Source organism: Blattabacterium cuenoti, assembly GCF_014252375.1.
GTDB lineage: Bacteria > Bacteroidota > Bacteroidia > Flavobacteriales > Blattabacteriaceae > Blattabacterium > Blattabacterium cuenoti_AH.
This window is the reverse complement of the sequence record NZ_CP059221.1, coordinates 166,232-186,108: the sequence shown is the minus strand read 5'-3', so window position 1 is coordinate 186,108 and position 19,877 is coordinate 166,232. Positions and strand designations below refer to the sequence as shown.

General features: G+C 22.0%; 18 protein-coding genes. 12 read left to right on the top strand and 6 right to left on the bottom strand.

Features of this window, described 5'->3' with window-relative positions:
- Positions 1-18: 18 nt before the first annotated feature.
- Together H0H34_RS00900 and H0H34_RS00895 are read right to left on the bottom strand one after the other, a co-directional pair.
- Positions 19-639, bottom strand: a complete 621-nt coding sequence (locus tag H0H34_RS00900; RefSeq protein ID WP_185873450.1) for a hypothetical protein — start codon at positions 637-639, stop codon at positions 19-21.
- Positions 640-707: 68 nt separating this feature from the next.
- Positions 708-1,199 carry a dihydrofolate reductase gene (locus tag H0H34_RS00895; protein ID WP_185873449.1) on the bottom strand — a complete coding sequence of 164 codons (492 nt, stop codon included), beginning with the start codon at positions 1,197-1,199 and terminating at the stop codon, positions 708-710.
- A 40-nt stretch (positions 1,200-1,239) separates the two neighbouring features.
- Between H0H34_RS00895 and H0H34_RS00890 the strand changes: the two genes are divergently transcribed.
- The gene (locus H0H34_RS00890; protein ID WP_185873448.1) at positions 1,240-3,942 is read left to right on the top strand and encodes a valine--tRNA ligase; all 2,703 of its coding nucleotides are present in this window, start codon (positions 1,240-1,242) and stop codon (positions 3,940-3,942) included.
- Here the strand turns inward: H0H34_RS00890 and H0H34_RS00885 are convergent.
- Genes H0H34_RS00885 through H0H34_RS00875 form a run of 3 tightly spaced genes read right to left on the bottom strand, consistent with a single transcriptional unit; the run spans position 3,906 to position 5,754 of the window.
- Positions 3,906-4,670, bottom strand: a complete 765-nt coding sequence (locus tag H0H34_RS00885; RefSeq protein WP_185873447.1) for a TPM domain-containing protein — start codon at positions 4,668-4,670, stop codon at positions 3,906-3,908. The genes H0H34_RS00890 and H0H34_RS00885 overlap by 37 nt on opposite strands.
- Before the next feature lie 42 nt (positions 4,671-4,712).
- Positions 4,713-5,312 (bottom strand): LemA family protein, encoded by a 600-nt coding sequence (locus H0H34_RS00880; protein WP_185873446.1) that lies wholly within the window; start codon positions 5,310-5,312, stop codon positions 4,713-4,715.
- A gap of 7 nt (positions 5,313-5,319) precedes the next feature.
- Positions 5,320-5,754, bottom strand: coding sequence for a nucleoside-diphosphate kinase (locus tag H0H34_RS00875; protein ID WP_185873445.1), 435 nt, complete (start codon positions 5,752-5,754; stop codon positions 5,320-5,322).
- 82 nt (positions 5,755-5,836) lie between these two features.
- On the opposite strand from H0H34_RS00875, the gene H0H34_RS00870 reads away from it, so the two are divergent.
- The 11 genes from H0H34_RS00870 (at position 5,837) to rplT (ending at position 18,900) form a co-directional block, all read left to right on the top strand.
- On the top strand, positions 5,837-8,260 hold the full coding sequence (locus H0H34_RS00870; RefSeq protein WP_185873444.1) for an alpha-ketoacid dehydrogenase subunit alpha/beta: 2,424 nt from the start codon (positions 5,837-5,839) through the stop codon (positions 8,258-8,260).
- A 43-nt stretch (positions 8,261-8,303) separates the two neighbouring features.
- Positions 8,304-9,365: a branched-chain amino acid aminotransferase gene (locus H0H34_RS00865; protein ID WP_185873443.1), complete on the top strand. Its 1,062-nt coding sequence runs from the start codon at positions 8,304-8,306 to the stop codon at positions 9,363-9,365.
- Positions 9,365-11,131, top strand: coding sequence for an arginine--tRNA ligase (gene argS / locus H0H34_RS00860; RefSeq protein WP_185873442.1), 1,767 nt, complete (start codon positions 9,365-9,367; stop codon positions 11,129-11,131). Before H0H34_RS00865 ends, argS begins: the two co-directional genes overlap by 1 nt.
- 22 nt (positions 11,132-11,153) lie before the next feature.
- Entirely contained in the window at positions 11,154-12,494 is a 1,341-nt protein-coding gene (gene ffh / locus H0H34_RS00855) for a signal recognition particle protein (RefSeq protein WP_185873441.1), read from the top strand.
- A 123-nt stretch (positions 12,495-12,617) separates the two neighbouring features.
- Positions 12,618-14,222 carry a glycerol-3-phosphate dehydrogenase/oxidase gene (locus H0H34_RS00850; protein ID WP_185873440.1) on the top strand — a complete coding sequence of 535 codons (1,605 nt, stop codon included), beginning with the start codon at positions 12,618-12,620 and terminating at the stop codon, positions 14,220-14,222.
- Between the two features lie 29 nt (positions 14,223-14,251).
- Positions 14,252-15,748, top strand: a complete 1,497-nt coding sequence (gene glpK, locus H0H34_RS00845; protein WP_185873439.1) for a glycerol kinase GlpK — start codon at positions 14,252-14,254, stop codon at positions 15,746-15,748.
- A gap of 12 nt (positions 15,749-15,760) precedes the next feature.
- Positions 15,761-16,507, top strand: a complete 747-nt coding sequence (locus tag H0H34_RS00840) for an MIP/aquaporin family protein (protein ID WP_185873438.1) — start codon at positions 15,761-15,763, stop codon at positions 16,505-16,507.
- Positions 16,508-16,531: 24 nt separating this feature from the next.
- Positions 16,532-17,776: a threonine--tRNA ligase gene (thrS, locus tag H0H34_RS00835; RefSeq protein ID WP_185873437.1), complete on the top strand. Its 1,245-nt coding sequence runs from the start codon at positions 16,532-16,534 to the stop codon at positions 17,774-17,776.
- A 115-nt stretch (positions 17,777-17,891) separates the two neighbouring features.
- Positions 17,892-18,362 carry a translation initiation factor IF-3 gene (infC, locus tag H0H34_RS00830; protein ID WP_238785463.1) on the top strand — a complete coding sequence of 157 codons (471 nt, stop codon included), beginning with the start codon at positions 17,892-17,894 and terminating at the stop codon, positions 18,360-18,362.
- Positions 18,363-18,366: 4 nt separating this feature from the next.
- On the top strand, positions 18,367-18,555 hold the full coding sequence (gene rpmI / locus H0H34_RS00825) for a 50S ribosomal protein L35 (protein WP_185873436.1): 189 nt from the start codon (positions 18,367-18,369) through the stop codon (positions 18,553-18,555).
- 3 nt (positions 18,556-18,558) lie between these two features.
- The gene (rplT, locus tag H0H34_RS00820; RefSeq protein ID WP_185873435.1) at positions 18,559-18,900 is read left to right on the top strand and encodes a 50S ribosomal protein L20; all 342 of its coding nucleotides are present in this window, start codon (positions 18,559-18,561) and stop codon (positions 18,898-18,900) included.
- On the opposite strand, the gene def is transcribed toward rplT, so the two are convergent.
- The gene (gene def / locus H0H34_RS02905) at positions 18,897-19,850 is read right to left on the bottom strand and encodes a peptide deformylase (RefSeq protein WP_238785462.1); all 954 of its coding nucleotides are present in this window, start codon (positions 19,848-19,850) and stop codon (positions 18,897-18,899) included. The two genes, rplT and def, sit on opposite strands and share 4 nt — an antisense overlap.
- Positions 19,851-19,877 lie beyond the last annotated feature (27 nt).

Here is a 19,877-nt window from a genome sequence, read left to right as displayed (position 1 = left end):
AAAAATAACGAAATATATTTAATATTCAGTTATAATAATTTTATAATAATTGTAATAATAAATTATTTCTGATCGTGGTCTATTTTGAATATCAAAAAGTTTTTCTTTTTTTCTTTTTATTTTTATTAAATTTTTTTCTTTTTTCATATCATCTATTAAATTAATAAAACTGATAATGAAATCATTTTTATGTATAATTCTAATTAATTTTGATATTTTTTCTTCAAATTTAGAATTATTTCTTAAGTCTTTAACGGATATTTTATGTTTTTTTATACCAACTTTTTTATCCATTGTAAATTTTATTATTCTTTTTCTTTCTTTTGAAATTTCTCTTTGAACATCAACCATATCATTATATATAAGAGTATTAGTATTTTTATACTTATCATTTTCTGTTATACTTATTATTATTTTTTCTAAATCTATCATTTTGTTATATAAATATTCATAATCCAATTCACCATCATTTTCTGATATATCATTATTATATTCTTTTGAATTATGATACATTACCTTAGGTACAACAGAATCACTATCCTTATCAAGTGCAAAAACTTTATCGTTACATGATATAACTGTAAACAATAATAATAGTAAAATTTTGGTGATACAACGACAACGTTTAGTAATATTCATTTGTATAAATATAAAAAAAATATTTAAAATTTAATAAATTAAAACTTACACTCTTGAAATTTAATAATTTATTTTATTCTTTTTAATGTTATAAAACTATAATCATAAAAATGTTTTTTATCTTTTTTATAAAAATATTCTTTTATTATTTTCCAATATTTTACATTAATTTTAGGAAATTTTGAGTCTCCATTAAAATTTTTATGAATTAAAGTTAGTTCTATTAAATTCGCTGTTTTAATCATTTTATGATATACTTCTTCTCCTCCAATAATAAATATATCTTTATAAGGAAGTTTATTAATTTCATTTTCAGAATGAATTATTTTTATTTTTTTTATTTTTTTTAATTTTGAACTTTTATTTCTTGTTAATACAATATTTTTTCTTCCAGGAAGAATTTTTCCAATTGAATCAAAAGTTTTTCTTCCCATAATAATAGGTTTTCCTAAAGTTAATTTTCTAAACCTATTTAAATCATTAGGAAAATTCCACATTAATTTATTTTCTTTTCCTATAAATCCATTTTTTGAAACTGACGCAATTAATGTTATTTTCATAATAAATTAATAATTTATAATTTATACATATATTTAATTTATGGATTTTGAAATACCAAAAAAATACGATCATAAACTTATTGAACGAAAAATATATGAAAAATGGATAAAAGGAAATTATTTTTCTTCTTATCCAGATAATCGTACTCCTTATACTATTATTATGCCACCTCCAAATGTAACAGGAAAATTACATATAGGACATGCTTTAAATAATACTATACAAGATGTCTTAGCAAGACATGCAAGAATGAATGGATATAATGTTTGTTGGGTTCCTGGATTGGATCATGCATCTATTGCAACAGAAGCAAAAGTAGTAGAAAAATTAATTAAAAAAGGAAAATCTAAAAATAGTTTAGGTAGAAAAAAATTTTTATCATATGTATTAAAATGGGTTAAGTATCATAAAGAAATAATTTTAAATCAAATAAAAATATTAGGATGTTCTTGTGATTGGAATCGTTTGAAGTTTACTATGGATAAAAAATTGTATAAATCTGTTATAAAAGTTTTTATTGATTTATATAAAAAAGGGTACATATATAGAGGATATAGAATAGTAAACTGGGATCCTAAATCTAGGACAACAATATCAGATGAAGAAATAGTATATAAAAATAAAACTAGATGTTTATATTATATAAAATATAAAATAGAAAATGATAATAAATATGTTGTTGTTGCAACAACGAGACCTGAAACTATATTTGGTGATACTGCAATTTGTTTTAATCCAAATGATAATCGTTTTTATCATTTAAATGATAAAAGAGTAATAGTTCCAATCATAAATAAATCAATACCTATAATAAAAGATTCATGTGCTGATATAAATTTTGGTACTGGATGTTTTAAAGTAACTCCAGCACATGATATACGTGATAAATATTTATCAGAAAAACATAAATTAGATGTAATAAATATTTTTAATAAAAATGCTACTATAAATGAAAAAGGACTTCATTATAAAAATATGGATAGATTTTTTGTTAGAAAAAAAATAGTTGAAGAATTAAAGAGTTTAGGATTTTTATTAAAAGTAGAAAAATTAAAACAAAAAATAGGATTTTCAGAACGAACTTTATCAGAGATTGAATATATTCCATCTATTCAATGGTTTTTAAAAATGAATAAAATATCAAAAAAATCTTTTGAAGCTGTTAAAAATAAAGAGATATTATTTTATCCAGAAAAATATAAAAAAATTTATTTTAAATGGATGAAAAAAATTAGAGATTGGAATATATCTAGACAGTTATGGTGGGGACATCGTATTCCTGCGTTTTTTTATGGAAATGGTATTAATGATTTTGTAATAGCAGAAAATATAGATGATGCTATGAAAGAGATAAAAAATAAAGTTAAAAATAGTAATATTACTATAGATGATATAAAACAAGATCCAGATGTTTTAGATACATGGTTTTCATCTTGGTTACTTCCTATATCTGTATTTGATGGAATAATAAATCCATATAATAATGAAATCAAATATTACTATCCATTAGAAGATATGGTAACAGGTTCAGATATATTATTTTTTTGGATTTCAAGAATGATTATGTCTGGTTTTTTATTAAGAAATAAAAAACCTTTTAATAAAGTTTTTTTTACTGGTATTGTTAGGGATTCAAATAATAAAAAAATATCAAAATCATTAAATAACTCTCCAGATTATACATATTTAATTGATAAATATGGAGCAGATTCTGTAAGATTTGGAGTTATTTTAAAAACTACTCCGGGGAAAGATTTCTTTTTTGAAGAAAAAATGTGTTTACAAGGAAGAAATTTTATTAACAAAGTTTGGAATGCTTTTAGATTAATTAATAGTTTAAAAAAAACAGATTTTTTAAAAAAAAATGAAGAATATATACCTCCACATTGTGTTATAAATTGGATAAAAAATCGTTTTTATTATATTCTAAATATTTTTAATAAACAAATATCAAAATATAAATTAAACGAATCATTAATGATTTTATATAAATTTTTTTTAAATGATTTTTGTTCTATCTTTCTAGAAGTAATTAAACCTTATAAAGAAAAATACATTTCAAAAAAAGTGTATAATTTTATAATTAAATATTTTAAGAAAATATTAAAATTATTACATCCATATATTCCATTTATTTCCGAAAAAATATGGAATATTATTAATTCTGTAAAAAATTATAATGTATTAATGATATCTTCTTGGCCTAAGAATAAAAATTATGATATTAAAATAATTTCTTCTTTCAAAAGAATAATTAAAATAATATCATTAACACGAAAAATAAAAAATGAAAATTCTATAAGTAAAGATGCAAATTGTGTATTATTCTCAATGAAAAAAGAAAATAAAGAATATTTTTATATACTAAAAAAACTAGCAAATATATCAAAAGTCATATATTTATCTAAGGAACCAAAAAATTATTCATATTTTCATTTTTTTTTATTAGATTCTGAAAAATTCTTTTTATTTTTTTCTAAAAAAAATTATACAAAATTAAATAAAAAAAATATAAATAATATAAAAAATAATATTAAAAATCTTAATAAATTTTTATATAAAATAAGAGATAATTTATTAAATAAAAATTTTTTATCATGTGTTCCAAAAAAAATTCTTTTAAAAGAACGTAAGAAAGAAATAGATACAATAAAAAAAATAAATTCTTTAGAAGAATATCTAAAATCTATAAAAAAAAGTGAGTCTTACCAAGACTCATCAGATCCTCCTCCTCCAAAATGACCCCCATGCCCAAAACCCTCAAAAAAATCATCATCATTAATATTATTATTATTATTACTTTTTAAAAAATTTGTTATTATAAATATATTAAATAATAAATCCTCATGCCTTGTATAAGTACGAGGTAGTATAAACATAATTATAAAAATAATTACAATAAAAATCATCGTAATAATAAATGAAAAATTTTTTTTATAATATTTTTCTTTTTCTTTTTTAAAGTTATTTTTTAATGTTTTATATATTTCTTTTGTACAAAAATCTATGGAATTATAATACATTTTTTTTTCTAAAAAAGGTTTTATTTTGTGTATTATTTTATTTGATAAAATATCAGTTATATAAGGTTCTATTCCATATCCATTCTGTATAGATATTTTTTTTTCTTCTATTGATAATAGAATTACTATTCCATTATTTTTTTTTGATTTTCCTATTTTCCATTTTTCACCCCATTTTTGGGCTATAAAATTTGGATCATTTTGATTAGTATTTTTAATAATAGATACTAAAATTTCTGTAGATGTTTTTTTAGAATATGAAATAATATTTTTATTTAAATTTTGTATTTGTTTTTTTGATAAAACTTTTGCATAATCCTGAATTGGATATATTTTATCAGGAGGATTAGGTATATGAAAATTGCCAGCAATTATTGGAATTATTGAAATAAAATTAATAAAAAAAACCAATAATGTAAATAATATTTTTCTTATAACAATTCTCATATTACGATTTATTATTTTTCCAATTTAGTTAAAAAAAAGAATTTATAAATTAGAAAAATCTACAATTGAAAATTTATTTCTAATAGATTTAAAATAACCTTTTTCTTTAAATATTTTAAAAAAATTTGCTATTAATATTCTTGGAAATTTATTACGATAAATATTAAAATTATTTACTTCATTATTAAATTTATTTCTTTCTACATTTATTCTATTTTCAGTGCCTTCTAACTGATGTTGTAATTCATAAAAATTTTCTGTAGATTTTATATTAGGATAATTTTCTAGTATAACTAATAATTTTCCTACATAATTATTTAAATTTTCTTGCGTTTTTTGAAAATTATCTATTTGTTTTTGATTTAACTCATTAGAATTTAATTGTATATTAGTAGCTTTTGATCTAGCTTCTACAATTTGATTTAAAGTTTTATTTTCAAAAAATGATGACCCTTTTACTGTATTTACTAAGTTTGGAATTAAATCCAATTTTCTTTGATAAACATTTTCAACTTGTCCCCATTGATTTTTTACTTTTTCATTAAGTTCAATCAAATTATTGTATATATTAATACTCCATAATCCAATAATAAACAATAATGAGAAAAAAGAGATTGTAATTGTTAAAAAAAATTTTTTCATAATATATTTATAATAAAACTGAAGAATCAGAAAAAAGAAATAAAGATTCTTTGATTGCGCTATCATTAGAATCAGAACCATGGATAGCATTCATTTTTAAAGACGTAGCATATAAATTTCGTATTGTACCTTTTTTTGCCACTACTGGATTTGTATTTCCTATTAATTTTCTAAAATCTTCTACTGCATTTTTTTTATTTAAAATCATTGATAAAATAGGTCCAGAAGTAATAAAATCTATCAAATTATTAAAAAAATATTTATTTTTATGTTCGTTATAAAACTTTATTGCCAATCTTTTGGATATTTTCATTGTTTTTATTGATTTTATATTAAATCCTGCTTTAAATATCATAATTAATATTGGTAATGTATATCCATTTTTTATTGCATCTGGTTTTATGATAGAAAGAGTTATATTACCATAGTAATTTCGTATCATAAAATACTAAATTTATTTTTTCCAAAATTAAAAAAGAAATTTATATAATAAAAATTCTTTTTTTCAATAAAAATTAAATATAATGAAAAGATTTTACGATTTGTTAAAAAAATCGTCTTTTGACTCATTTAAAAAAATGGTATTAAAAGATTATAAATTAGCTATAATAAGTCGTGAAACTAGTATTTTAGGACGAAAAGAAGTTCTTAATGGAAGAGCTAAATTTGGTATTTTTGGGGATGGCAAAGAAATACCTCAATTAGCTATGTCTAAGGTATTTAGAGATGGAGATTTTAGATCTGGATATTATAGAGATCAAACTTTTATGATGGCTATTGGAATTTTAACCGTAAAAAATTTTTTTTCACAACTTTATGCACATTCAAATGTAAAATTTGAACCTTCTTCTTCAGGAAGAATGATGACATCACATTTTAGTACAAGATCTTTAAATAATTATGGATTTTGGAAAAATATATATAAACAAAAAAATTCTAGTGCTGATACATCACCTACAGCATCTCAAATGCCTAGATTATTGGGATTAGCTCAAGCATCAAAAATATATAGAAAATTAAAAAATTTAAAAAAAACACATAAAAAATTTTCTAATAATGGAAACGAGGTCGCTTTTGGAACAATTGGTAACGCAAGTATTGCTGAAGGTTTATTTTGGGAATCTTTAAATGCAGCATCAGTATTGCAGATTCCAATAATAATATCAATATGGGATGACGAATATGGAATATCAGTACCTAATAAATATCATTTTTCAAAAAAAAATATTAGTGATTTATTACTAGGATTTAATAGAAATAAAAAAGAAAAAGGAATAGAAATTATTCAAGTAAATGGATATGATTATATCAATCTTATAGAAACATATTTTAAAGCAGATAAAATAGCTCGTAATAAATATGTTCCTGTTATAATACATGTTAAAAATTTGACTCAACCTCAAGGACATTCTACTTCTTCATCTCATGAAAATTATAAATCTAAAAATCGTTTAAAATGGGAAATAAAAAATGATGGATTAAATGTATTTAGAAAATGGATTTTAGATTTTAAATTTAATGGAATAAAAATAGTAAAAAATAATGATTGTTTAAATAAAATAGATTTAGAATCAAAAAAATATGTCATAAAAAAACAAAAAGAAGCATGGATTGACTTCAAAAAGTCTATCTCTTCAATAAGAGATGATGCATTAAAAATAATAAAAAATATACAAAAAGAACATCCTAATTGTAATTGGATTAAAAATTATGTAAGCAATTTATATGATGAAAATATAATAACTAAAAAATCTATATTTTCTCCAATAAGAAAATTATTATTTTCATTAAATCAAATAAAATCTAATTCATTTATTAATTCAAATTCAAAAAATACTTTAATAAAATGGATGAAAAAAAAATACAATAAAGAAATTAATAATTATTCTTCACATTTATATAGTAATTCTAAATATTCTTTCAAAAATATTTTAGAAATTTTTCCAACGTATAATTCGACATCTGAAAAAGTTGATGGAAGAATTATTTTAAGAGATAACTTCGATAAGTTGTTTAAATTATATCCAGATTTACTAATCTTTGGAGAAGATGTTGGAAAAATTGGTGATGTAAATAAAGGGTTAGAAGGTTTACAAAAAAAATATGGTAAAACTCGTATTTTTGATACTGGAATAAGAGAATCTACTATTATAGGACAAGGGATAGGTATGGCAATGAGAGGATTACGTCCAATAGTTGAAATACAATATATAGATTATATTTTATATGCATTACAAATTATTAGTGATGATCTTGCTTGTTTACAATATAGAACTAAAGGAGGACAAAAGTCTCCTTTAATTATTAGAACAAGAGGTCATCGTTTAGAAGGTATATGGCATTCTGGATCACCTATAGGTGGAATTATAAATTATATAAGAGGTGTGTTAGTCCTTGTACCTAGAAATATGGTTAAAGCCGCCGGTTTTTATAATACGTTATTATCTTCAGATGATCCAGCATTGGTAATAGAATGTCTAAATGGATATAGAATTAAAGAAAAATTACCTAATAATTTAGGTCTTTTTAAAACACCTATAGGAATAGTAGAAAAAACAAGGAAAGGAAAAGACATTACTATTGTTACTTATGGATCAACATGGAAAATTGTAAGTGAAGCAGCTAAAGAATTATTAAAATTCAATATAAGCAGTGAAATTATTGATGTCCAATCTTTACTTCCTTTTGATTTACAAAAAGATATAGTAAAAAGTTTAAAAAAAACAAATAAACTATTGATTGTAGATGAAGATGTTCCAGGTGGAGCTTCTGCATATATAATGCAAAGAATATTAGAAGATCAAAATGGATATTATTATTTAGATAGTTCTCCTAAGACACTAACCGCAAAAGAACACAGACCATCTTATGGATCGGATGGTGATTATTTTTCTAAACCTTCTATAGAAGATGTTATAGAAAAAGTAATAAAAATTAATGAAAATTAAAAAATAAATAATTTTATTTTTGTTATAAAAAAATGATTTATGTATGAAAGTAGAAAAAACTATATATTCAAGAATAAAAAATATAAATTTTAATAATATTTCTTTTGGAAAATATTATTCTGATCATATGTTTAGTTCAGAATTTAAAAATGGAAAATGGATTAATTCTATAATTAAACCATTTGGAAAAATATTATTATCTCCTATATCATTAGTTTTTCATTATGGACAAGCAGTTTTTGAAGGTATGAAAGCTTATAAGGATAAAGATAATAAAGTTTTTTTATTTCGTCCAAAAGAAAACTTTAAAAGAATTAATAAATCTGCTATTCGCTTAGAAATGCCTCCTATACCTGAAGACATATTTATGAATGGATTAAGAAAACTTATAGATATAGATAGAGATTGGATACCAAAAAGTTATGGAAAATCTTTATATATTCGTCCTTTTTTAATAGCAACAAGTACGATTTTATCCGCAAAACCATCTAATGATTATATGTTTATTATTGTATCAACTCCAGTTGATTCTTATTATAATAATCCTTTAAAAGTAAAAATAGAAGATAAATATAGTAGATCAACAAAAGGAGGGGTTGGTTTTACAAAAGCTGCAGGTAATTATGCTTCTTCATTTTATCCAACTAGAATAGCAAATAATGAAGGATTTGATCAAATTCTTTGGACTGATTCTTATACACATACTAAAATAGAAGAATTGGGAACTATGAATGTAATTTTTTGGTTTAAAGATAAATTAATAACACCAAAAGCTAATGATAGAATATTAAGAGGAATTACGTGTAATAGCATTTTGTCTATAGCAAAAAAAGAAAAAATAATAGTAGAAGAAAGAAATTTAAATGTTAAAGAAATCATAGAAGGAATAAAAAAAGGTGAATTAAAAGAAGCTTTTGGGTGTGGAACAGCTGCAGTTATAAATTTTTTTAAAACTATTAATTATAAAGGAAATAATTTTTATCTTCCTGATTTACCTAAATCAGATAGATTATCACTGTTATTAAAAAAAAAATTATTAGATATACAACATAATTTATCAGAAGATACTTTTGGTTGGAGAATTTTGTTAAAAAAAAATATATAATGAATAAAAATTATTTTCAACCTATAGAAAAAATTATTAAAAAAGCTATATATTCAATTTATAAGAAAAAAATTATAAAATTAGATTTTCAATATCCAAAAAATAATGATTTTGGAGATATTTCTTTAGTATTATTTTCGTTATCCAATACTTTAAATAAACCTATAAAAGAAATAGGAGAAAATATAGGAAATTATGTTAATAACGAATTTAACAATGATGTTAAATTTTCAATTTTAAAAGGATTTTTAAATTTTATTTTTAAAGATAATTATTATTTATCTCTTCTTAGAGAGATGTCTAATTCAAATTTTTTTTATAATATAAAAAAAAATTTTTTTTTAAAAAAAAAAAAAATAATAATAGAGTATTCATCTCCCAATGCAAATAAACCTCTTCATTTAGGTCATTTAAGAAATATTCTTATTGGATCGTCTATGTCAAAAATACTTAAAATGATTGGACATGATGTAATACAAGTACAAATAATTAATGATAGAGGAATACATGTATGTAAGTCTATAATTGCATGGAAAAAATTTGGTAATGGTATCACTCCAATTAAACAAAATATTAAAGGAGATCATTTTGTTGGTAAATATTATAGTTTTTTTGAAAAAATTTATAATGAAGAATTAAACAAATATAAAAATAAGGAAACTCCTATATTAAAATGTGCAAGAATATTATTAAAAAAATGGGAAAATGGAGATAAAAAAACTATAGATATATGGAAAAAAATGAATAATTGGGTATATGATGGATTTAAAGAAACTTACGATAAATTGGGAATAAATTTTGATATAACAGAATATGAAAGTAATATATATAATATTGGAAAAGAAATTATAAAAGAAGGCTTAAAAAAAGGAATCTTTTTCAAGAAAAAAGATGGATCTGTTTGGATTGATTTTAATAAAAAGGGATATGATCCAAAACTTCTATTAAGATCTGATAAAACTTCAGTATATATAACCCAAGATATTGGAAATGCCATAAAACGTTTAAAAGAGTTTAATATAGATCGTATGATTTATGTTGTTGGAAAAGAACAAGAAAATCATTTTAAAATTCTTTTTAGAATTTTAAAAAGTCTTGGATATTTATGGGTAAATAAATTATTTCATTTTTCATATGAAATGGTATTTCTTCCAACTGGAAGAATGCAATCTAGAGTTGGAAATGTTATAAATATAGATTATATAATATCAAAAATGATATCAATAGCAAAAAAAAATTTTAATAAAAAAAGATTAATAAAAAATTATAAAAAAGATGATATAATTTCTTATGAAAAAATAGGATTAAGTGCTCTTAAATATTTTTTTCTTAAAATGGATCCTAAAAAAAAAATTATTTTTGATCCTTTAAAATCTATAAATTTTAAAGGAAATACTGGTGTATATATTCAATACACTTATTCAAGAATTCGTTCTTTAGAACGAAATTTTTTAAAAAGTTGTTATTTAATAAATAACTGTTGGAATAATATTATATTTGATTTGTATGAAAAAAATATAATTAAAATTATTAATAAATATCCATTTGTATTAATAAAATCATCCAATAATTTTGATCCGTCTTTATTAGCAAATTATATTTATGAAATTTCTAGAACATTTAATCGTCTTTATCAAAAAAAAAAATTAATAGATTGTAAAAATATTATTTATAGCAATATTTATATTAATATAATTCATATAACAGGAAATATTATAAAATCTGGTATGAATTTACTTGGAATAGATATGATAGATATAATGTAGATTTATTTTAATAAAAAATTATATGTTCAAAAATTTAAAAGAAAAAATTGATAAATCTTTTAATATTTTAAAAGAAAATAAAATAACAGAAATTAACGTATCTGTTGTTTTAAAAGAAATAGGTAAAGCCCTTATAGATTCAGATGTTAATCATGAAATTGTAATAAAATTTATAAAAAAAATAAAAAAAAAATCTATTGGTAAAAAAGTATTAAAATCTTTAAATCCAAAACAATTAATAATAAAATTTGTTTATGATGAATTAGTTAAACTAATGGGGGGTAAAAAAATAGATCTAAACTTATCTAAAAATCCTTCAATAATATTAATTTGTGGATTACAAGGTAGTGGAAAAACATCCTTTTCATCTAAATTATCTTTTTTTTTAAAAAAAAAGGGATATTATCCACTTTTAGTAGCTGCAGATGTTTATCGTCCAGCAGCTATAGATCAATTAAATTCATTAGCAAATAAAATAAATGTACCTGTTTTTTATTTAAAAAATAATAAAAATGTTTTAGATATTGTAAATCAATCTATTATATATTCCAAAAATAAAAATAGAAATATAATTATTATTGATACAGCTGGTAGATTAGCCATAGATGATTTTATGATGAAAGAAATAAGTGAAATTAGTAAAAATATTAATCCATCTGAAACTTTATTTATAGTAGATTCAATGATTGGACAAGATGCTATAAATAGCGCAAAATTATTTTTAAAAACATTAAATATAGATGGTCTTGTATTAACAAAATTAGATGGTGATAATAAAGGAGGAGTAGCTATAACAATTTCTAATATAGTAAAAAAACCAATTAAATTTATTAGTAATGGGGAAAAAATAGATAACATAGAAATATTTCATCCAGACAGAATGGCAAATAGAATTTTAGGTATGGGAGATGTTATTTCTTTTGTAGAAAAAGTTCAAGAACAATTTGATGAAAAAATAGCTAAAAATATTCATAGAAAAATATTAAAAAATAAATTTAATTTTTATGATTTATTAGATCAAATAAACAGGATAAAAAAGATTGGTAATATAAAAAATATCATATCTATGATTCCAGGAATTAATAAAAATTTTTTTGATAACGATAATAAAATGTCTTTTGAAAAAATTGAATCTATAATTTTATCTATGACTTCTTATGAAAAAAAAAATCCTGAAGTTTTTTATTCAGAAACTGGTATTAGTAGAAAAAATAGAATTTCTAAAGGCTCTGGGCGTTCTTTTAATGAAATAGATAAATTACTAAAACAGTTTAATAATATGAACAAAATGATTAAAAAAATTAATGTTAATTCAAACAAAAGTATTATAGAAGATTTCTTGTCAAAAATTAACAAAAAATAAAAATGAAATTTAATTTAAAAATTTCATTTTAAATGAAAATATTTTTAATTTTGTTAGTTAATTCTTTTTCAATAAATCAAATAATTATGAAAATTAATATTGAAATTCCCACTGTTGAATATTATGAAACATTTTTTAAATAGAAAAAAATTCTTAAACGTTTTAAAAAATGTTGATGTTTGGGATATAATTATTATAGGAGGTGGAGCGACTGGTGTTGGTATAGCTCTAGATTCTTCATCTAGAGGATATAAAACTCTTCTTTTAGAACAAGAAGATTTTTCTAAGGGGACTTCTAGTAGAAGCACTAAATTAATTCATGGAGGAATAAGATATTTAGCTCAAGGAAATATAAAATTAGTTTGTGAAGCATTAAAAGAAAGAGGATTTTTATTAAAAAATGCACCTCATTTGGTAAAGAAAAAAAAATTTGTTATACCAATTTTTAATATTGGAACAGGATTTATTTATTGGGCAGGATTAAAGTTATATGAATGGTTATCAGGTTCTTTAAGTTTTGGAAAATCTATTTTTTTGTCTAAAAATGATATAATTAATAATTTTCCTGAAATTAGAAACAATAAATTAAAAGGTGGAATATTATACTATGATGGTCAATTTGATGATTCTCGTTTAATTATAAATATAGCACAAACTTGTGTAAATTATAAAGGAGTATTACTAAATTATTTCAGAGTTAATAAATTAAAAAAAGAAAATGGAAAAATATCTGGAGTTATAGCTGTAGATATTGAAAATAAAAAAGAATACTCTCTTTCTTCTAAAGTAGTTATTAATGCAACAGGAGTTTTTTCTGATTCCATTTCAAAAATGGATGAACTTGAATCTAATATATCAATTAGACCTAGTCAGGGAACACATATTGTTCTAAATAAATCTTTTTTTAGTAGTAAAAATGCTTTAGTAATACCTAAAACCACGGATGGAAGAGTATTATTTTGTGTTCCATGGTATAACCATATTTTAATAGGAACAACTGATACTCTTTTAACTAAAAGTAGTCTTGATCCGTTACCTTTAGAAGAAGAGATTGATTTTATTTTAAATAATTTTAGAAAATATTTTATTACTAAACCTAAAAAAAGCGATATATTAAGTGCATTTTCTGGACTTCGTCCTCTTTTTTATCCTAAAAAAAATAAAAAAAAAACTAAAGATATTTCTAGATCTCATAAAATTATAGTTAATCCATCTGGATTAATTAATATAATAGGAGGTAAGTGGACTACATATAGAAAAATGGGAGAAGATGCCGTTAATAAAGCTATTGAAATAGGAAGATTAATAAGAAAACCCTCTATAACAAAAAATTTAAAAATTCATGGATCTAATTATGAATTAGATAATAATGAATCTTCTTATTTGGATAGATATGGAGAAGATAAACTTAATATTAAAAAATTAATAAAAAATAATCCTATTTTAAGAAAAAAATTATTTTATGATAATAAAACATATTCTTTCACTGAAGCAGAAGTAATATGGATGGTACGTCATGAAATGGCAAGAACTGTTGAAGATATTTTAGCAAGAAGATTTCGTTTGTTGTTTTTAAATGCAAGAAAATCAATAGATATAGCCCCAAAAGTAGCGTCTTTAATGGCTAAAGAACTTTCTCGTGATGAGAAATGGGAAAAATTACAAATAGCATCTTTTAAACAACTAGCTATGCGGTATTATTACCCAAAGGATAATAAAGAAAATTAAGTAGAATGGTTGTTTTAATTCATTTATTTATGAATAAATATGTGCTATCTTTAGATCAAGGTACTACAAGTTCTAGAGCTATAATTTTCGATAACATTGGAAATATAATATCTATAGCTCAAAAAGAATTTACCCAAATATATCCTTATCCTGGATGGGTAGAGCATAATGCAGAAGAAATATGGTCTACACAAGCTTCTGTTGCTTTAGAAGCAATGTTAAAAGCAGATTTAAATGGAAAAAATATTGTATCAATAGGAATAACAAATCAAAGAGAGACTACAGTAGTATGGGATAAAATTACTGGGAAACCGATCTTTAATGCTATAGTTTGGCAAGATAGAAGAACATCTAAATATTGTGATCAAATTAAAAAAGAAGGATTAACTGGAATGATTAGAAAAAAAACAGGATTAATAATAGATCCTTATTTTTCTGCAACTAAAATTAAATGGATATTAGATAACATTCCAGGTGCTAGAAAAAAAGCGTATTTAGGTATTTTAGCATTTGGTACTATAGACACATGGTTAATTTGGAATCTAACTGGTAAAAAAATACATGTTACGGATGTAACTAATGCTTCTAGAACTATGTTATTTAATATTCATACATTAAATTGGGATAGTGAATTAATTAATTTGTTTAATATTCCAAAAAATATGTTACCAGAAGTTAAATCATCTAGTGAGATATTTGGATATACAACAGGTAATATTATTTCTAAAAATATTCCTATATCAGGAATTGCGGGAGATCAACAGGCATCTCTTTTTGGACAAATGTGTACAAAAGTAGGAATGGTTAAAAATACTTATGGAACGGGATGTTTTATGTTAATGAATATTGGAAATATACCTATTTTTTCTAAAAATAATTTAATAACTACTATTGCGTGGAAAGTTAATAACAAAGTTCAATATGCATTAGAAGGAAGTGTCTTTATTGCAGGAGCTGTAATTCAATGGCTTAGAGATGGATTAAAAATTATATCATCTTCAAATGAAGTAGAAAAGATTGCATCATCAGTAAATGATACGGGGGGTTTATATATAGTACCAGCTTTTTCTGGTTTAGGTGCTCCGTATTGGGATAATAGAGCAAGAGGAGTGATTGTAGGAATAACAAGAGGGACATCATCTGCTCATTTTGTTCGTGCTTCATTGGAAAGCATTGCTTTTCAAAATATGGACGTTATTAAATCTATGGAAGCAGATTCTGGTATTTCTATTAAAGAGCTTAGAGTAGACGGAGGTGCAACAGTTAATAAATTATTAATGCAATTTCAATCAGATATCTTAAACGTAAGAGTAGTAAAATATGGAATATCTGAATTAACTGCTGCTGGGGCAGCGTATTTATCTGGATTAGCTGTTAATTATTGGAGTGGATTAGAAGATATTAAAAGTAAATGGAAAATGAAAAAAATTATTTTTAATCCTAAAAAAATTATTGGACGTGTAGAAATAATTAAAGGATGGGAAAAAGCTATTAAAACAACTCGTACTTGGTCGTCTATGGAATAAATTAAAAAAATTATGACAAAAATATGTGCAGAAATAATAGGAACAACTATTTTAGTTTTATTGGGAAACGGGGTAACTGCTAATGTTCTTTTAGCTAAGAAAAATAATGATAATGATAAAAATAAAGGATGGTTAATAATTGCAATAGGTTGGTCTTTGGCTGTTTTTACTGGGGTAACTGTTTCAGCTCCATACAGTGGGGCACATTTAAATCCTTGTGTTACAATAAGTCTTGCTCTAGTAGGAAAATTCAATTGGATATTAGTACCTTTTTATATTTTATCTCAATTAATTGGATCAATTTTAGGATCTACTATTGTTTATATTTTTTATAAAGATTATTTTTTATTAACAAAAAGTGAAAAAGATAAATTATCAGTTTTTGTTACAATTCCTAATATAAAAAATTTCTTTTCTAATTTATTTAGTGAGATTTTATCTACTTTTATCTTTATATTCACTTCTTTATTTATTTCATCTAGTAGAGAAATTTTAAATAATGATGACTACGAAGTAGTAGAATTAGGAGCATTAGAATACTTACCAACTTCATTATTAATATTAGTAATTATCATATCTTTAGGTGGTATAACAGGGCCTGCAATAAATCCTGCTCGTGATTTAGGTCCTAGAATTGTTCATAGTATTTTATTCATTCCAGGAAAAGGAAGTAGTAATTGGGATTATGCCATTATTCCTATAATAGGTCCTATTATAGGAAGTATAATGGCTGCAAAATTATATTTATTTTTATCATAAAAAGTAATATTTTTAATATTTTATATGGAAGAAAAAGATTTCATTTATTCTAATGATAGAGATCATAGAAAAATTGGTAAAAAATTAAAGTTTTTTATTTTTTCAGATAAAGTTGGATCCGGATTACCATTATGGTTACCTAAAGGAACAATTATTAGAAATAATTTAGAAAAATTTTTAATAAAAATACAAAAAAGATCAGGATATGAAATGGTAATAACTCCTCATATTGGAAACAAAAAATTGTATATTAAAAGTGGACATTGGAATAAATATGGAAAAGACAGTTTTAAGCCTATTAAAACACCAAGTAATGATGAATTTATACTAAAACCAATGAATTGTCCACATCATTGTGAAATTTATCGTTCACAAGAATGGTCATATAAGGATTTACCTAAACGATTTGCTGAGTTTGGTACAGTCTATAGATATGAAAAAAGTGGAGAACTTTATGGATTAATAAGGGTTAGATCTTTTACTCAAGATGATGCACACATATTTTGTACATATAATCAATTATTAGTAGAATTTGATAACGTTATTAACTTAGTATTTTATATCTTTAAATTTTTAGGATTTACAGATTATATAATTAGAATTTCATTAAGAGATCCCAATAAAATTGGAAATTATATAGGATCAGATGAAAATTGGAAAAAAGCAGAAGAATCAATACTAGAATCAGTTAAAAATAAAAATATAAAAGCTATTATTAATTATGGAGAAGCAGCATTTTATGGTCCTAAATTAGATTTTTTGATAAAAGATTCTTTAGGAAGAAGTTGGCAATTAGGTACTATTCAAATAGATTACAATTTACCTGAAAGATTTGATTTATATTATAGAGGTAGTGATAATAAAAAGTATAGACCTGTAATGATTCATAGAGCACCATTTGGTTCATTAGAAAGAATTATTGCAATAATGATAGAACATACAAAAGGAGATTTACCATTGTGGATGGTACCTTATCATGTAGCAATTTTGCCTATTAGTAATAAGAACATAATTTATGCAAAAAAAATTTTAAATTTAATTTTAAATTATAATATTAGATCTTTTATTGACAAAAGAAATGAAAAAATTAATAAAAAAATCAGGGATTCTGAAAGTGATAAAATTCCTTATATGATTATTTTAGGAGAGAAAGAAGAAAAAGAAAATTTGATATCAATAAGATGTCATAAATTAGGAAATATAGGAAAATTCTATTATATTGATGGAATAAAAAAAATTTTAAATAAAATAAATTTATATAAATTTTAAAAATTTTATAATTATAAAAAAAAAATTTTCAAGAATAAACAAGAAAAGGAGGGTTTACAAGCCAATTATAAAAAAAAAAGAATTTCATCGTATTAACAATAAAATTTATTCTAATATGATTCGTTTAGTTGGAGATAAATCTATTAAAAATGGAATATATAAAACTAAAGATATTCTTTCTTTAGCAAAAGAAAGAGAAATGGATTTGGTTGAAATAAATCCAAAATTAATACCTCCAGTTTGTAAAATATTAGACTATAAAAAATATTTATATGAACAGAAAAAAAGAAAAAAACAATTTAAAGCAAAACAAGTAAAAGTTAATACAAAAGAAATTAGATTTGGACCACAAATAGGAGATCATGATGGAAAAGTTAAACTAAAAAGTGCTGAAAAATTTTTAATGCGTGGTGATAAAGTAAAAGTGTTTGTTTTTTTTAAAGGACGTTCTATTGTATATAAAGAACAAGGTAAAATAAAATTATTAAAGTTTGCAGAAGATATTGAAAAATATGGAAAAGTAGAACAAATGCCAATTATGGAGGGTAAAAGAATGTATATGATTATATCTCCAAAAAAATTTTAATTATATGCCTAAATTAAAAACTAAATCAGGATCAAAAAAAAGATTTAAAAAAACATGCAGTGGACATATAAAAAAAAAATGTTCATTTAAGAATCATTTATTAACTAAAAAATCTAAAAAAAGAAAAAGACGATTAAGAAATTTTTTTTTGGTAAAAAAATCAGATAAAAAGAATATTAAAAAACAAATATAGATTATGCCAAGATCAAAAAATTCAGTTTCTTCTAGAAAAAGAAGAAAAAAGATAATTAAATTAGCTAAAGGATTTTACGGTTCAAGAAATAGAATTTATACTGTTGCAAAAAATGCTGTAGAAAAATCATTTCTGTATTCTTTTTATGGAAGAAAAAAAAGAAAAAGAGATTTTAGATCATTATGGATACAAAGAATTAATGCTGGATCTAGAAAGTATGGAATATCTTATTCAAGATTTATAAAAAAATTATATGATAAAAATATAAAAATAAATCGTAAAGTTCTTTCTGATATTTCAATGAATGATCCTATAAGTTTTAAAAAACTAATAACAATTATTTAACTTTTAATAATATTTTTACTAAATAATTTTTTTATTAATATTCTTTTTTTTAAAGAAAAATAATCTATAAATAATTTTCCTTCTATATGGTCATATTCATGTAGTATAATTCTAGCTTTTATTCCTGTAAAATATTTAATTTTTTTCTCTCCATATTGGTTATGGTATTCAATAATTATATTAGATTTTCTTTTTACATAACCATAAATTCCTGGAAAACTTAAACATCCTTCATTAAATTTATATTCTTTACCAAAGATTTTTAATAATTTAGCATTAATAAAAATTTCTCTATAATTATCTTCATTATTTTTGTTTAATAATAAAGGAGTATCTACTATAAATAATTTTATATTTTTCCCTATTTGAGGTGCAGCTAAACCTATTCCTTTTACTTTATTTATTGTTTCGAACATATTTTCTATTAATCTAATAATATATTTTTTTTTATAATTAGAAAAATTAATATCTAAACATTTTTTTCTTAGAATAGGATTTCCATAAAATACTATATGTAATTTAGTTTCTTTGGATATATTTCTATCCCATAAAATACTATTTAACATGGCTGTTGTCACTCTACCTTTTTTTATTCTGTTTTTTTTTTTTTTCTTTGATTTTAATTTCATTAATATCATATATTGAATAGATATTTTTGATGTTAGTCTTTCATCTATTCTAGATATAGATATTGAAGGATATAATTTTTTAAATTCTTTAATAAATTTCTTAATTTTTTTTTCTAATAATAATTCAATTTTATTATTAAGTTTTTTAGGAAGTCCAATTACCAATTTTTCTATTTTTTCATTATAAATAATAGATTTTAAAAAAAACATTAAATCTTTAGTTAAAATTGATTTTAATCCAAATGCAAATATTTTATTTTTGTCTGTTATAGACAATCCAGTCATTATTTTACCATAATCTATACCTAATATTTTACTCATAAATATATTTTTTATAAAAAAGTAATC

What these genes read in the sequence shown, in the direction of transcription:
- H0H34_RS00900 (WP_185873450.1), bottom strand. Translation starts at nt 639, where the DNA reads ATGAATATTACTAAACGTTGTCGTTGTATCACCAAAATTTTACTATTA.
- H0H34_RS00895 (WP_185873449.1), bottom strand. Translation starts at nt 1,199, where the DNA reads ATGAAAATAACATTAATTGCGTCAGTTTCAAAAAATGGATTTATAGGA.
- H0H34_RS00890 (WP_185873448.1), top strand. Translation starts at nt 1,240, where the DNA reads ATGGATTTTGAAATACCAAAAAAATACGATCATAAACTTATTGAACGA.
- H0H34_RS00885 (WP_185873447.1), bottom strand. Translation starts at nt 4,670, where the DNA reads ATGAGAATTGTTATAAGAAAAATATTATTTACATTATTGGTTTTTTTT.
- H0H34_RS00880 (WP_185873446.1), bottom strand. Translation starts at nt 5,312, where the DNA reads ATGAAAAAATTTTTTTTAACAATTACAATCTCTTTTTTCTCATTATTG.
- H0H34_RS00875 (WP_185873445.1), bottom strand. Translation starts at nt 5,754, where the DNA reads ATGATACGAAATTACTATGGTAATATAACTCTTTCTATCATAAAACCA.
- H0H34_RS00870 (WP_185873444.1), top strand. Translation starts at nt 5,837, where the DNA reads ATGAAAAGATTTTACGATTTGTTAAAAAAATCGTCTTTTGACTCATTT.
- H0H34_RS00865 (WP_185873443.1), top strand. Translation starts at nt 8,304, where the DNA reads ATGAAAGTAGAAAAAACTATATATTCAAGAATAAAAAATATAAATTTT.
- argS (WP_185873442.1), top strand. Translation starts at nt 9,365, where the DNA reads ATGAATAAAAATTATTTTCAACCTATAGAAAAAATTATTAAAAAAGCT.
- ffh (WP_185873441.1), top strand. Translation starts at nt 11,154, where the DNA reads ATGTTCAAAAATTTAAAAGAAAAAATTGATAAATCTTTTAATATTTTA.
- H0H34_RS00850 (WP_185873440.1), top strand. Translation starts at nt 12,618, where the DNA reads ATGAAACATTTTTTAAATAGAAAAAAATTCTTAAACGTTTTAAAAAAT.
- glpK (WP_185873439.1), top strand. Translation starts at nt 14,252, where the DNA reads ATGAATAAATATGTGCTATCTTTAGATCAAGGTACTACAAGTTCTAGA.
- H0H34_RS00840 (WP_185873438.1), top strand. Translation starts at nt 15,761, where the DNA reads ATGACAAAAATATGTGCAGAAATAATAGGAACAACTATTTTAGTTTTA.
- thrS (WP_185873437.1), top strand. Translation starts at nt 16,532, where the DNA reads ATGGAAGAAAAAGATTTCATTTATTCTAATGATAGAGATCATAGAAAA.
- infC (WP_238785463.1), top strand. Translation starts at nt 17,892, where the DNA reads ATGATTCGTTTAGTTGGAGATAAATCTATTAAAAATGGAATATATAAA.
- rpmI (WP_185873436.1), top strand. Translation starts at nt 18,367, where the DNA reads ATGCCTAAATTAAAAACTAAATCAGGATCAAAAAAAAGATTTAAAAAA.
- rplT (WP_185873435.1), top strand. Translation starts at nt 18,559, where the DNA reads ATGCCAAGATCAAAAAATTCAGTTTCTTCTAGAAAAAGAAGAAAAAAG.
- def (WP_238785462.1), bottom strand. Translation starts at nt 19,850, where the DNA reads ATGAGTAAAATATTAGGTATAGATTATGGTAAAATAATGACTGGATTG.